Origin of the sequence: Streptomyces sp. NBC_00663 (assembly GCF_036226885.1) — a bacterium.
Lineage (GTDB): Bacteria > Actinomycetota > Actinomycetes > Streptomycetales > Streptomycetaceae > Streptomyces.
Genome location: NZ_CP109027.1, coordinates 2,663,045 through 2,677,531 on the forward strand (window position 1 = coordinate 2,663,045; position 14,487 = coordinate 2,677,531).

The window sequence follows — 14,487 nt, forward strand, 5'->3', positions numbered from 1 at the left end:
CCTCACTGATGTGAAAGCTGTGTACGGCACTTCTGGGCAGGTTGTGACGCAGCGGACGGTCGCTCGGGGGTGGACGGGCCTGCCGGGGCGGGGCTTGTGGTGATTAGGCTGGTACCGGGCGCGACGCCAGAACCCGTGGACCGGGCGTCGGCGTCTGAGGGGGAGAGTCCGGTGGATCGGACGACCTCGAACGACTTCGGACGACGAGAAGACGACAAGAACAGGTCGCCCCTAGCACGGTATGAGGGTGCTCGACCACACCAGGAGGAATTGTGAGCAGCGATCGGGACGGGATCCGCGGGGGCTGGGCCACACCCGGCGATGACCAGCCCGACGCGGAGTCCGCCAGCGAGATGACGGGCGAGTTCACCATCGACTACGCACCGCCTGCCTGGTACACGCAGAACGCGTCGGGGGGATCCAACGACGGGGGGGATTCGGGCGGTTCGGGTAGTTCGGGTAGTGCTGGGGATTCTGCCGGTTCGGGGGCTTCGGGTGCTTCTTCGGGTGCGGGGGCTTCTTCGGGTACGGCGGGGTCGGCGGCCGGGGGTGCGCCTGTCGGCGTTCCGTCTCCGACCAACTGGTCCGCTTCCTCGCTGCCGGGGTTGACTCCGCCGGCCCACTCGCGTCCCCAGGGGGCGTCTTCGGGACCGGCTTCCGTCCCGGCTCCGGTGCCCAGCTCTCCGTTCACGCCGCCGGCGTCAGGTCCGGCGACGGGTCCGGCGGCGGGTCCGGGAGCGCCTTTCACTCCCCCGGCGCCGCCCTCTTCCGGGCCTGGGGCTCCGTTCACGCCGCCCGCGCCGCCGGCCTCGGGGCCGGGTGCGCCGTTCACACCGCCCGCGCCAGCTCCCGGTACGCCCTTCACGCCGCCCGCGCCGCCCAACGCCGGGCCGGTGGCGGTGCCGCGGCTTCCGGTGGGGAGTGGCTTCGAGCCGCAGCCTTCGCAGACTTCACAGCCGCCGCAGGACGAGGCCCGGGGTGAGGCTCCTGCCGCGGACCCCGCCTCGCCTACGGCCGTACCGAACATTCCGGGGACGCAGGGGCCGTGGGGCACTCCGGCTTCGGCTCCCGCCTCGTCTCCGACGAGTTTCAGCTTGCCTGCGCCCGCAGCGGCGCCTGCGCCTGAGGTGCCCTCTGTCATGCCGGATGTCGAAGAGCCGGAGGAGTCCGGGAGCGGCGACCTGGAGAGTGGCGCCACGATGCGGTTCTCCGCTGTCGCCCTGAAGCGTGAGATCGCGGAGCGCGCCGCGGCGGTCGAGGAGACCGACGGGGAGGACGACGTCGAGGCCGAGGACACCGAGGTGGCCGCGGAGAGTGACGCGGATGCCGACGGTTCGGTCGGCGAGGGCGACGACACCGACGAGGACAACGGTCTCGACGCGGACTCCTTCAACGACGTTCCGCTGTCCGAGGACGCCGACGACGAAGATGCCGAGGACGCCGAAGACACCGAAGACCTTGAGGCCGCCGCGCCTTCGGTGACCGAAGCGGAGGGTGCTGCGGCAGACGAGGAGTTGACGGACGCGGACCTGCCGGAGGCGCAGTCGACCGATGCCGATGCCGATGCCGATGCCGACGCCGACGCCGACGCCGACTCGACGGTGGACCCGGAGCTCGCCGAAGTAGAGCCCGTGGACGCGGAGTCGACGGACGCGGAGCCGGTGGACGCCGTGACCGCTGACGTGGAGCCCGCGGACGCGGACCTCGCCGACTCGGCACCCACGGACGCCGTACCGGCCGACGCAGTGGCTGACGCGGAACCCGCGGACACCGCACCGTCCGACACCACCGAGGAAGCCGCGCCCCAGGACCTCACACCTCAGGACAGCGCACCCGAAGACGCCGTCCCGCAGGACGCGCCCCCCGCCGACGCACCCCCGGCCGACGCGCCCCCCGCCTGGACTCCCGCACCGGCGCCGCAGCCCGGGATGCCGCCGCTGCCGCCGTCGTACCAGCCCGCCGCGCCCGCACCCGCGACGCAGTGGCCCGCGCAGCCGCAGCCGCAGCCCCAGCCCGCGCCTCCGCAGCCGATCCCGGCAGCACCCGCGCAGCCGCAGCCTGCGGTCGCTCAGGACCAGCCGTCCGTGCCGCAGCAGCAGCCTCAGCAGCCGCCCTTCCAGCCGCAGGCACCGCAGCCCGCACCCGCCGCCTGGACCCCGCAGGCCACGCAGCCGCCCGCCGGCCCGGCCCCGGCAGCCCCGGCCCCGCAGGGCGCGTACGGCTTCCCGCAGCCCGGCGCCCCGACTCCGATGCCCAACGCCCAGAGCGGTTACGGCTTCCCACAGCCCGGCGCCCCCGCGCCCAACGCGCAGCCCTCCCCCGGCCAGCAGGCCGGCTACGGCTTCCCCCACCCCGGCGCCCCCGCCACCCCACAAGGCCAGCCGGGCGTACCTCAGACACCCCCGCAGGGCCAGCCGGGCGTCCCCCAGCCTCACCCGCAGGCCGACGCTCAGCCACCGGCCCCCCAGGCACCCGCCCCCGGACCCCAGGCCACGCAGCCCCCCACTCCCCCGGCCCCCCAGAGCGGCTACGGCTTCCCCCACCCCGGCGGAGCCCCCGCCCCCGACCCGCAGAGCGGCTACGGCTTCCCGCAGCCCGGCGCCCCGGCCACCACCCCCAACGCCCAGGCCGGCTACGGCTTCCCGCACCCCGGCGCCCCCGCCACCCCGAACGCCCAGCCCTCCCCCGACCAGCAGGGCGGCTACGGCTTCCCCCAACACCCCGCCCAGCAGAGCCAGCCGGGCCACCCGGGCCAGCCGGGCGTACCCCAGCCGCACCCGCAAGCCGACGCACAGCCCCCGGCCTCAGCCCAGGCACCTTCAGCCCAGGCGCCTTCAGCCCAGCCACCGCACGCCCAAGTCCCCGCCCCCCAGGCGCCGCAGGCCCCGGCCGCGCCCCCCGTCGACCCCCGCACCGGCACCGCCTGGCCGCAGCCGATGCAGCACGATCAGCGGCAGATGACCAACCCCGGTGCCGCGCCCCTCGGTTACACCGCTGCCGTGGAGCTGTCCTCCGACCGGCTGCTCAACAACAAGAGGCAGAAGGCGAAGAGCAGCCGTCCGGCCGCCCAGCCCTCCCGCTTCAAGATCGGCGGCAAGAAGGAAGAGGCCGAGCGGCAGCGGAAGTTGGAGTTGATCCGGACGCCGGTGCTGTCCTGCTACCGGATCGCCGTCATCAGCCTGAAGGGCGGCGTCGGCAAGACCACGACCACCACCGCCCTCGGGTCCACCCTCGCCACCGAGCGGCAGGACAAGATCCTCGCCATCGACGCCAACCCGGACGCCGGTACGCTCGGCCGCCGCGTCCGGCGCGAGACCGGGGCCACCATCCGTGACCTCGTCCAGGCGATCCCGTACCTCAACTCGTACATGGACATCCGGCGGTTCACCTCCCAGGCGCCGTCCGGGCTGGAGATCATCGCCAACGACGTCGACCCGGCCGTGTCCACGACCTTCAACGACGAGGACTACCGGCGCGCCATCGACGTGCTGGGCAAGCAGTACCCGGTGATCCTGACGGACTCCGGTACCGGTCTGCTCTACTCCGCGATGCGCGGCGTGCTCGACCTCGCCGACCAGCTGATCATCATCTCCACCCCGTCCGTCGACGGTGCGAGCAGCGCCAGCACGACCTTGGACTGGCTGTCCGCGCACGGGTACGCGGATCTCGTGTCGCGTTCCCTCACCGTCATCTCCGGTGTCCGCGAGACCGGCAAGATGATCAAGGTGGAGGACATCGTCAGCCACTTCGAGACGCGCTGCCGTGGCGTGGTCGTCGTGCCCTTCGACGAGCATCTCGCCGCCGGTGCCGAGGTGGACCTCGACATGATGCGGCCGAAGGTCCGGGAGTCGTACTTCAACCTCGCGGCGATGGTCGCCGAGGACTTCGTACGCCACCAGCAGATGCACGGCCTGTGGACCAGCGACGGCAACCCTCCCCCGGTGGCGGCCCCGCCGATGCCTGGCCAGCAGTACGCTCCGGGACAGCCGGTGCCCGGCCAGCCCGCGCCCGGTCAGCCGTACCCGCCGCAGGGCTACCCCCAGCCCGGCCAGCCGTACGCCCCGCAGCCGGGTCAGCCGTACCCGCCGCAGCAGCCGTATCCCCAGCAGGGTCAGCAGGGTCAGCCGGCGCAGCAGCCGTATCCGCAGCCGGGACACCCCCAGCAGCACCAGGCTCCGCAGCCCGGGCAGCCCTACCCGCCCGCGCCTCCGCAGCAGTAGCGCGTACGACCGAAGGGCGGCCGGTGCCCATCAGCACCGGCCGCCCTTCGGCGTCGTAAAGGAAGCAGGAAGTAGGAAGTAGGAAGCAACGCCAGCGGAAAACTACGGCTGCTCGGCCGCCGCGATCAGCTCGCGGCACCGCTTGACGTCCTCCGCGATCTGCTCCAGCAGGGCCTCCAGCGACTCGAACTTCGCCTGGCCGCGGACGAAGGCCAGGAAGTCGACGGCCACGTGCAGGCCGTAGAGGTCGAGGCCCACGCGGTCGATGGCGTACGCCTCCACCGTGCGCTCGGTGCCGTCGAACTGCGGGTTGGTGCCGACGGAGATCGCGGCAGGCATCGCCTCGCCCTGGACGTGCAGCCAGCCGGCGTACACGCCGTCGGCGGGGATGGCGGTGTGCGGGAGGGTCTCGACGTTGGCCGTCGGGAAGCCCATCTCGCGGCCTCGCTGGGCGCCTCGGACGACCACGCCCTCCACCCGGTGCGGGCGGCCCAGGATCTCGCCGGCGCCCTCCAGGTCGCCCTCGGCGATCAGGCGGCGGGTGAGGGTGGACGAGAACGGCTCGCCGCCGCCCGCGTCCCCGCAGACGAACAGGTCGACGACCTCGACCTCGAAGTCGTACACCTTGCCCTGCTCGGCGAGGAACTCCACGTTCCCCGCGGCCTTGTGGCCGAAGCGGAAGTTGGGGCCCTCGACGACCGCCTTGGCGTGCAGCTTGTCGACCAGGACCTTGACGACGAACTCGGCCGGCGAGAGCTTCGAGAACTCCGTGGTGAAGGGGAGGATCAGGACCGCGTCCACGCCCAGGTCCGCCATGAGTTCGGCGCGGCGGTGGTGCGGGGCCAGCAGCGGCGGGTGGCTGCCGGGGCGGACGACCTCGCTTGGGTGCGGGTCGAAGGTGACGACGACCGCGGGAACTCCCAGCTCACGGGCGCGATCCACGGCATGCCGGATGATCAGCTGGTGTCCGCGGTGGACTCCGTCGTAGGAGCCGATGGTGACGACGCTGCGCCCCCAGTCCTGGGGGATGTCCTCCAAGCCACGCCAGCGCTGCACTGTGACCGCTCCTCGTCGAACCTGTGTCCGTATGTACGGCTTACCTCTTACGCAGGTCTAAGGGTGCCATGCCGCGTCCGTCCGGCCCGCATCGGCATGGACGCTGTGACTCGACCCACGTGGGTCAGGCGGGCACCCTGACCCCTGCCAGGTTCTCGATCATGCGGCGGGTGCTGGGACCGACGACGGCCGCCCACGGCTGCGGGGTGTCGGTCAGCCAGCCCGCCACGCGCGCGGCGAAGCCGGGGGCCCGACGGGCCAGATCGACGAGGGCGCGGTCGAAACGAGCAGCTCCCTCCGGGGTACGGACGAGGAGGAGACCGATGCGATGGACAAGGTCACGGAAGCCGTCCCCGTCCCCGTCTCCGTCGTCGTCTCCGTTTCCGTAGCCGTCTCCGTTTCCGTAGCCGTAGCCGTCTCCGCCTTCTTCGTCGGCATGGCGGGATGCCTCGCGCAGGAGCGTGTCCAGTACGGCCGGCGCCCGCTCGTGGTCCAGCAGGTGTGCGAGCAGTTCCCGACGCAGGGGGCGCGAGGCCGGGGCTCCGGGGGTGGCCAGTACGGCGGCCAGCGCCGACCGGACCTCCTCAGGGCCGCCCTCCAGCAACCCTGTGACCAGCGGGAACAGCACGGCCCGCGTGCCCGGCCCCTGGTCGAGGCGGCGGTCGACGTACGTGGCCACGTCCGCCGCGGTCTCCGGGCGCTGCTCCACTGCCTCCCGCACGAGGGCGGCGATCCGGCGGGCCGGCGTGGGCAGGGTGACGTCGGCGAGGGTGCGCAGCGCCTCTCCGGCGCCGGGACGGCGCAGCCGGGCCCGGAAGGCGTCGAGCACCGGCTCCGGGTGGGTGGTGAGGGCGGCGACGAGGGCGCTCGGCGGGAAGCGCGGGTCGCCGGCCGCGAAGTGGCCCAGGGCCTGCGGGAGATGACGGGCACGCGTGCGTGGATCGCGGACGAGGAGTGCGAGCGCGCCGCCGTGCAGGGTGCAGTCGGCGGGGCGGGCCAGGAGGGTGAGGGCGGCGTAGCGGAGCAGTTCGCGGTCGGCCTCGGTGGTCACGTGCGGGGCGGCGCGCAGGCCGTACGCCACCGCCGCGACCCGTCGGTCGGGCCGCTCGTCGTGCGCCCACCGGTCCACCGCCCGGCACACCGCCGACGGCTCGTCCTCCGCGAGCACCGCCAGCAGTTCGTCGGCCCTCCGGTGGGCGCTGTCGACCAGCACCTCCGTCAGATCGTCCAGGGCCAGACGCCGGTGGGTGTGCAACAACGCCTGTGCCGCCTTCGCGACGGTCGCGTGCGGGGTCGCGGGCAACGGGCGCTCGTCGTCGAACCAGCGGGTGAGATGCGGCTGTACGGCGGTGGGGGCGTCGGCGAGCAGCCGCGAGGCCGCGTCCAGGAAGCGGGGGGCGGTGTCCTGCGCGGGGCCGTCGGCGAGGACGAGCCGGCGGAGCAGGTCGAAGAGGGTCACCGGGGGGAGGGCGAGGGCCAGCCAGAAGGTGGGCGGGAAGTGCGTGGAGGCGGGCCGCCCGTCCGTGTGGGGGGTTTCCGTCTCCGTGTCGTCGCCCCCGCGCTCCCGGCCGCGCCAGTCGACGACCCGGTCCGCCAGGAGCCGCAACACCCCCGTGTACGGGGTCGCGTCGGGCACCCGGAGCAGAGACTCGGTGAGCAGCCGGGCCGCCCACCAGGAGTGCGGGTCGGCGTCCAGCGCCTGGATCAGCTCCTCCAGCCGGAGGGCGAGGCCCGGGGTGCCCTGCTGTCGGGCGAGGAGGAGCAGGGCCTGGACGACCGGGCCGATGCGGTGGTGCGGGACGGGGAGCGGGTGGTGGTCGGTCGGGTGGGTACGGCGGCGGTGGACGAGGGCGCGCAGTGCCTCGTCCAGGTCGAGGTGGACGCCCTGGATCCAGTCGGCGAGTTCCTCGTGGGGGAAGCGGTAGCCGCTGCCGGCGGGGACGAGGAGGCCTTCGGTGAGGACGGCGGAGGCCCAGCCGGTGCCGCCGCCGAGTCCGGCCGGGGCGGGACCCCACGGGAACACCGCCTCGAACGACTCCCGGTCCAGTTCGCCCTGGCCGGGGCCGAGGCTGCGGCGGGCGGCCTCGTGCACCTGGCCGGAGACCTTGGCCGCGAGTCGGCGTACGGCGGTGCCGCGCAGGCCGTTCTCGGCGGCCAGGCGCACGGCGATGCGCAGGCACATCAGGTCGAGGTAGGCCGAGAAGACGTCGTCGCGGTCCACGCGCGCGTGCGGGGCGTCGGCGCCGGGGAGGGCGGTGCGGACCTCGGCGAGGAGACGGAGGGTGAGGGGGTGGCGGGCGTCGGGGGTGCGCAGGGTGCCGTCGGGGATGCGGTAGCGCGCGCGTGCCGTGCGGGCCTCGGCGTCCTGAAGGTCGCTCAGACGGACGCAGGGGGTCTCGCCCCCGCCCGTACCTTCATCCGGAGGCTCGCTCAGCCCTTCGACGCCCCCGTGCCCAGCACTCCCGTACAGCATCTCCTCCGGAAACTCCGCCCCCGCCGCCTCCCAGTACTCCGCCCGGCACGCCACCACCAACCGTGCGCCCGACTCCCGTAGCCACCGTGCGGTGCCGGCGGTCCACTCGGGGAGGCGGTGGGCCAGGACGGGCGGCATCTCCTCGGGGCCGTCGAGGAGCAGGAGCAGGGGGCGGCCCGCGGCCCGGGACAGCCGGGCGAGCCGGGTGGGGTTGAGGTCGCCCAGGTCGGTGACGTGCGCGGAGCGGGAGGCGGCGACGATCCGCGCCGCGCGGGTCAGCGCCCGGCTCGCGGCGTCCGCCACCGACGTGTCCTCGTCCCTCAGGTCGGCGCCGCGCAGCCAGAGGGTCGGCGCGGGGCGGGCGCCCCGGTCACGGCGGGCGGCGAGGGAGGCCAGTTCCGTCGTACGACCGCTGCCGGGCGGCCCGACGAGCGCGAGGACGGCGGCGTCGCCCTCGGCGAAGGCTTCGAACTCCGCCGCCGTGGCCGCCCGTTGGACGGGTTCCACCGCGCCGGGGCCGGGTGGGCCGACGGGGTCGGCCGCCGCCCCGCCGACGTATCCGGCCAGTGTGCCGGGCGGCCCGTCCTGGCCCACCGAGGTGGCCGTCAGTTCCAGGACGCCCGCCAGGTTGAGGTCGGTGCCGTACGCCGGGACGGTCGCCGCGTTCTCGGCGAGAAGGGCGGCGAGGGGGCCGTCCGGGGGTGGGAACAGGGGTACCGCGAAGCCCACCTCGCGCCGGCCGCTGTGCAGCGCGGTGCCCAGTACACCGACCACCGCACCGGTCGCGGCGTCCAGCACGGGTCCCCCGGCCGCCCCACCGCCGAGCCGCAGCGCGTCCTGGCCTGCCGTGCCGATCGCCAACTCCAGTACGCCGTCCAGGAGATGGAAGCGATCTGTCGCCGTGTACGTCACGGAGGCCGTCCCGAGCACCCGTGCCTCGCGCCAGCGGCCGGCGGCGATCCGCACATAGGCGCCGGTCTCCACCCCGTCCCGCCCACCGACCGGCAGCGGGTCGACGCCCAGGCCCTCGGTGCGCACGAGCGCCAGGTTCAGCTCGGGCAGGGCGGTCACCGCGTCGGCGGTCACCACGCAGTGACGGTCCTCGGCTGCGTAGAGCAGCAGCCTCGGCAGTCCGTCGACGGTCTCATGACTGGTGATCACCGTGCCGTGGTGGTCGGCGACGAAGCCCGTACCGCGCGGGCGTCCGGCGAGGTCGTGCACACGGACGAGCGCGTGCACGGGACCGCGGTCCGCCTCTGCGTCACGGGTGGCGTCCGAACTCGAGTCGTATGCCTGGTCCTGGCCGAAGGGCGGACCAGGCGTGCCGCTCGGGGTCGGACGTGAGCGGGCGCCTGCGGTCCGCGAGCCCCGTCCCGCCATGGTCGAACCTCCCCGCCGTGCCCCTGCCCGTGCCGCGGGACTGCCTCTCGGCCAGCCGGATCCGTCTGGTCCGTGGGACAGGCCCGTCTTCGACGGTAGGCACCGGCTGATCGGCGGGACAGATCGCGCGGTGAACGCGCCCCCTTCCGCTCCCCCGGTTCACTCCGAGCGCCTGCCCGGACGGGTGAATGGGCGGGGTCGGTTGGATACACCCTAGGGGTGGGGGAACCGAGGGGGGACCGTGGAGCGGCGGAGTACTCCGTGACCGCCGCTCCACGGGTGGAGCGCATCTCAGCCCCGAGCGGGGCCGCTCAGCCGAAGACGGCGAGGCTCTTGGCCTTGCCCTTCTGTTCCTCGACGAGGGCGAGGAACCGGCCCTCGGGGTCGAAGACGGCGACCGCGCCGCGGCCCGCGTACTCGTCGGGCATCTCCAGGCGTACGCCGTTCAGCAGCAGCCGGGCCCGCTTGGCGTCCACGTTCCAGCGTGGGAACGCGGCCGTGGCGGCCTCGGCGATCGGCATGACCGCCAGCTCCTGCTGGAGCTGGTCCAGGGTCTTGGCCGCGTCCAGCTTGTACGGGCCGACGCGGGTGCGGCGCAGCGCGGTGAGGTGGCCGCCCACGCCCAGGTCCGCGCCCAGGTCACGGGCCAGCGCCCGGATATAGGTGCCGGACGAGCAGACCACCGACACCACCAGGTCCATCACCGGTGTGCCGTTCTCGGCGACGGCGTCGCGGACGTCGTAGACCGCGAAGGACGAGATCCTGACCGGCCGGGCGGGGATCTCGAACTCCTCGCCCTCGCGCGCCCGCTTGTAGGAGCGCACGCCGTCGATCTTGATGGCGCTGACCTTGGACGGCACCTGCATGATGTCGCCGCTCAGCTTGGCGATCCCGGCGTCGACGGCCTCGCGGGTGACCTTCGAGGCGTCGGTCGACCCCGTGATCTCGCCCTCTGCGTCGTCGGTCAGGGTCGTCTGGCCGAGCCGGATCGTGCCCAGGTACTCCTTCTCCGTGAGGGCGAGATGCCCCAGGAGCTTCGTCGCCTTCTCGACACCGAGGACGAGCACGCCCGTCGCCATGGGGTCGAGGGTGCCGGCGTGGCCGACGCGGCGGGTCCTGGCGATCCCGCGCATCTTGGCGACCACGTCGTGCGAAGTGAAGCCCGACGGCTTGTCGACGATGACAAGGCCGTCGGGCGTGGTGCTCTTCCGGTTCATTCGGAGGTGTCGTCCTCGTCCTCGTCCGGCTTGCGGTACGGGTCGGCCTCACCGGCGTAGGTGGCGCCGGCCGAGACCTCGCGCACCTTCTCGTCGGACTGGCGGGCCTTGTCGAGGAGGTCCTCGATGGTCTTGGCGTTGTCCGGCAGGGCGTCGGCCACGAAGGTGAGCGTCGGGGTGAACTTCACGCCCGCCGCCGCGCCGACCGCGGAGCGGAGCACGCCCTTGGCGCTCTCCAGTCCGGCCGCCGCCGCCGCCCGCTCCTCGTCGTCCCCGTACACCGTGTAGAAGACGGTCGCCTCCCGGAGGTCGCCCGTGACCCTGGTGTCCGTGATGGTGACGTGGGTGCCGAGCCGCGGGTCCTTGATCCCGCGTTGCAGCTTCTGGGCCACCACCTCCCGGATGAGGTCCGCCAGCCTCTTCGCCCGCGCGTTGTCGGCCACTGGTCCGTCTCCTTAAGTACTTATCTCTTGCTTCTGCTTCAGTCTTCGTCGCTGTGGAGCCTGCGTCGAACCGAGAGCAGTTCCACCTCGGGCCGCCCGGCGACCAGCCGCTCGCAGCGGTCCAGTACCTCGCTGAGGTGGCCCGTGTCCCCCGAGACCACCGCGAGCCCGATCTCGGCCCGGCGATGGAGGTCCTGATTGCCCGTCTCCGCCGCACTCACCGCGTACTTGCGCTGGAGTTCGGCCACGATCGGACGGACGAGTGAGCGTTTCTCCTTCAGCGAGTGAACGTCGCCGAGGAGCAGATCGAAGGACAGAGTCCCCACGTACATATGTGTCCGGATGCCCGCCGGTTCGGGGTACGGGCGCCGCTCTTGGACGCCGATACGGGAACCGTACACGCAACGGCCGGGGCCGATCGACGGATATTACGTCCGCCGATCGGCCCCGATCGCGTGCTACGACAATCAGCCGCGCGGCTTCTCGCGCATCTCGTACGTCGCGATGACGTCGTCGATCTTGATGTCGTTGAAGTTGCCGAGGTTGATACCGCCCTCGAACCCTTCGCGGAGCTCGGTGACGTCGTCCTTGAAGCGACGCAGACCGGAGATGTTGAGGTTCTCCGCGATGACCTTGCCGTCGCGGACGAGTCGAGCCTTCGTGTTGCGCTTGACCTCGCCCGAGCGGACCAGGACACCGGCGATGTTGCCCAGCTTGGACGACTTGAAGACCTCGCGGATCTCCGCCGTGCCGAGCTCGACCTCCTCGTACTCCGGCTTGAGCATGCCCTTGAGGGCCGCCTCGATCTCCTCGATGGCCTGGTAGATCACCGAGTAGTACCGGACGTCGACGCCCTCGCGCTCCGCCATCTGCGCCGCGCGGCCCGCAGCGCGGACGTTGAAGCCGATGACGATGGCGTCGGAGCCGGTCGCCAGGTTGATGTCCGACTCGGTGACCGCACCCACACCGCGGTGCAGGATGCGGATGTCGACCTCGTCGCCGACGTCGAGCTGGAGCAGCGAGGACTCGAGAGCCTCCACCGAACCGGACGCGTCGCCCTTGATGATGAGGTTGAGTTCCTGCACCAGACCGGCCTTGAGGGCCTCGTCCAGGTTCTCCAGGGAGAACCGGACACCCCGGCGGGCGAAGTTGGCGTTGCGCTCACGCGCCGCGCGCTTCTCGGCGATCTGACGGGCCGTGCGGTCCTCGTCGACGACGAGGAAGTTGTCGCCGGCGCCCGGGACGTTGGTGAGACCGAGGACGAGGACCGGGGTCGAGGGACCCGCCTCTTCCACGTTCTCGCCCTTGTCGTCGAGCATCGCGCGGACACGGCCGTACGCGTCGCCGACCACCATGGTGTCGCCGACCCGCAGGGTGCCTCGCTGGACCAGGACGGTCGCGACGGCGCCGCGGCCACGGTCCAGGTGGGACTCGATCGCGATGCCCTGCGCGTCCTGCTCCGGGTTGGCCCGCAGGTCGAGCGAGGCGTCCGCGGTGAGGACCACGGCCTCCAGCAGGCTCTCGATGTTGAGGCCCTGCTTGGCGGAGATGTCGACGAACATGGTGTCGCCGCCGTACTCCTCGGCCACCAGGCCGTACTCGGTCAGCTGACCGCGCACCTTGGTCGGGTCCGCGCCCTCGACGTCGATCTTGTTGACCGCGACGACGATCGGGACGTCGGCCGCCTTGGCGTGGTTGAGCGCCTCGACCGTCTGCGGCATGACGCCGTCGTTGGCCGCGACGACCAGGATCGCGATGTCGGTCGACTTCGCACCACGGGCACGCATGGCGGTGAACGCCTCGTGACCCGGGGTGTCGATGAAGGTGATCTTGCGCTCTTCGTCGTTGACCGAGGTCGTGACCTGGTAGGCACCGATGTGCTGGGTGATGCCACCGGCCTCGCCCGCGACGACGTTCGTCTTGCGGATGGTGTCGAGCAGGCGGGTCTTACCGTGGTCGACGTGACCCATGACGGTCACGACCGGCGGACGCGCGACGAGGAACTCCTCGCCACCCTCGTCCTCGCCGAACTCGATGTCGAAGGACTCGAGCAGCTCGCGGTCCTCCTCCTCCGGGCTGACGATCTCGACGACGTAGTTCATCTCGCCGGCGAGCAGCTGGAGGGTCTCGTCGGAGACGGACTGCGTGGCAGTGACCATCTCGCCGAGGTTCATCATCACGGCGACGAGCGACGCCGGGTTGGCGCCGATCTTCTCGGCGAAGTCGGTGAGGGACGCACCGCGCGACAGGCGGACGGACTGTCCGTTGCCGCGAGGCAGCATCACGCCGCCGACCGACGGGGCCTGCATGGCCTCGTACTCCTGGCGCCTCTGCCGCTTCGACTTGCGACCACGACGCGCCGGACCGCCGGGACGGCCGAACGCACCCTGCGTGCCACCACGGCCACCGGGACCACCCGGACGACCGCCGAAGCCGGGACGGCCACCGCCGCCGGGACCACCGGGACCGCCGGGACGACCGGCGAAGCCGCCGCCACCGCCACCGCCGGGACCGCCGGGACGACCGGCGAAGCCACCGCCACCGCCACCGGGACGACCGGCGAAGCCGCCGCCGCCACCGGGACGACCGCCGCCACCGGCACCGCCGGGACGACCGCCACCACCGGGACCACGGCCACCGGGGCCACCGCCGCCGGGACGCGGGCCGGCAGCAGGACGCTGCGGCATCATGCCGGGGTTGGGACGCGGGCCGCCGGGGCCGCCGCCGGGACGGGGACCGCCCTGCGGACGGGGCATGCCGCCCGGGCTCGGACGAGCGCCACCCGGGGACTGCGGACGGGGACCGCCCGCCGCGCCCTGGGGACGGGGACCGCCCTGACCCTGACCCTGCGGACGCGGGGCGCGCTCGGGACGCTCACCGGGGGCACCGGGGCCACCGGGTCGCGGGGCACCGCCGGGACGGGGCGCCTGCGGGCGCGCCATGCCGGTGGAGCCACCAGAGGTGAAGGGGTTGTTGCCCGGACGGGGACCGGCCGGACGGGCACCGGGACGCGGGGCCTGGCCACCCGGACGCGGAGCGCCGGGACGGTCGCCACGGTCACCACGGCCCTGGCCGCCCTGGCCGGGACCGCCGGCGGGACGCTGGGCACCCGGACGCGGAGCCTGCTGGCCGGCCGGACGCGGGGCGCCCGGACGCGGGGCGGAGCCCTGCGCGGGAGCCGGCGCGGCGGGAGCCGACGGGGGCGCCGTGAACTCGGGCGTGGTCGGGGCCGGAGACGCCGGCGCCGGGCGCGGCGCGGGCTTCGGGCCCGGACGGGGGCCGGGAGCCGTCGGTGCGGCGGGAGCCGCGGGCGTCTCGGCGGCGGCCGGCTTGGGAGCCGGCGGGCGCGGGGCGGCCGGACGGGCAGCCTGCGCCGGAGAGGGGGCGCCCGGCTTGGCCGGGGCAGCCTTGCGCGGGGCGGGCTTGCCGCCCCCGTTGCCCTGCTGGAGGGCGTCCGTCAACTTACGGACGACGGGCGCTTCGATGGTCGAAGACGCCGAACGGACGAATTCACCGAGTTCCTGGAGCTTGGCCATGACGACCTTGCTCTCAACTCCGAACTCCTTGGCGAGTTCGTATACCCGGACCTTAGCCACTTCGCTCCTTTTAGGTCCGGGTTGCGTCCGGACCGTCGCTACTTCATGGGCGTACTCATCGCGTGCTCATCGAGTGCTCATCGCAATCTCGACCTACTTCCA

7 protein-coding genes and 1 pseudogene are annotated in these 14,487 nt (G+C 73.2%); 2 read left to right on the forward strand and 6 right to left on the reverse strand.

Annotated elements, in window-relative coordinates; translation table 11 throughout:
- Positions 1 to 272: 272 nt before the first annotated feature.
- A pseudogene (locus OG866_RS11855) lies at positions 273 to 401 on the forward strand (SCO5717 family growth-regulating ATPase); the annotation flags it as partial.
- Between the two features lie 738 nt (positions 402 to 1,139).
- Positions 1,140 to 4,220 carry an AAA family ATPase gene (locus OG866_RS11860; RefSeq protein WP_329344057.1) on the forward strand — a complete coding sequence of 1,027 codons (3,081 nt, stop codon included), beginning with the start codon at positions 1,140 to 1,142 and terminating at the stop codon, positions 4,218 to 4,220.
- A gap of 102 nt (positions 4,221 to 4,322) precedes the next feature.
- Here OG866_RS11860 and OG866_RS11865 read toward each other — a convergent pair whose 3' ends face one another.
- The 6 genes from OG866_RS11865 to infB form a co-directional block, all read right to left on the reverse strand.
- On the reverse strand, positions 4,323 to 5,276 hold the full coding sequence (locus OG866_RS11865) for a bifunctional riboflavin kinase/FAD synthetase (protein WP_329334054.1): 954 nt from the start codon (positions 5,274 to 5,276) through the stop codon (positions 4,323 to 4,325).
- 124 nt (positions 5,277 to 5,400) lie between these two features.
- Entirely contained in the window at positions 5,401 to 9,129 is a 3,729-nt protein-coding gene (locus OG866_RS11870; protein ID WP_329334056.1) for a trypsin-like peptidase domain-containing protein, read from the reverse strand.
- 311 nt (positions 9,130 to 9,440) lie between these two features.
- A complete protein-coding gene (gene truB, locus OG866_RS11875) occupies positions 9,441 to 10,346 on the reverse strand; it encodes a tRNA pseudouridine(55) synthase TruB (protein WP_329334058.1) in 906 nt (301 codons plus the stop codon).
- On the reverse strand, positions 10,343 to 10,789 hold the full coding sequence (gene rbfA / locus OG866_RS11880; protein ID WP_329334059.1) for a 30S ribosome-binding factor RbfA: 447 nt from the start codon (positions 10,787 to 10,789) through the stop codon (positions 10,343 to 10,345). Before rbfA ends, truB begins: the two co-directional genes overlap by 4 nt.
- Positions 10,790 to 10,827: 38 nt before the next feature.
- Positions 10,828 to 11,121 carry a DUF503 domain-containing protein gene (locus OG866_RS11885; RefSeq protein ID WP_329334060.1) on the reverse strand — a complete coding sequence of 98 codons (294 nt, stop codon included), beginning with the start codon at positions 11,119 to 11,121 and terminating at the stop codon, positions 10,828 to 10,830.
- Positions 11,122 to 11,256: 135 nt separating this feature from the next.
- The gene (infB, locus tag OG866_RS11890) at positions 11,257 to 14,385 is read right to left on the reverse strand and encodes a translation initiation factor IF-2 (RefSeq protein ID WP_329334061.1); all 3,129 of its coding nucleotides are present in this window, start codon (positions 14,383 to 14,385) and stop codon (positions 11,257 to 11,259) included.
- Positions 14,386 to 14,487 lie beyond the last annotated feature (102 nt).

Excerpts from the sequence above, each read along its gene's own strand:
- truB (WP_329334058.1), bottom strand. The coding sequence starts at position 10,346 with ATGAACCGGAAGAGCACCACGCCCGACGGCCTTGTCATCGTCGACAAG.
- OG866_RS11870 (WP_329334056.1), bottom strand. The coding sequence starts at position 9,129 with ATGGCGGGACGGGGCTCGCGGACCGCAGGCGCCCGCTCACGTCCGACC.
- OG866_RS11860 (WP_329344057.1), top strand. The coding sequence starts at position 1,140 with ATGCCGGATGTCGAAGAGCCGGAGGAGTCCGGGAGCGGCGACCTGGAG.
- OG866_RS11885 (WP_329334060.1), bottom strand. The coding sequence starts at position 11,121 with ATGTACGTGGGGACTCTGTCCTTCGATCTGCTCCTCGGCGACGTTCAC.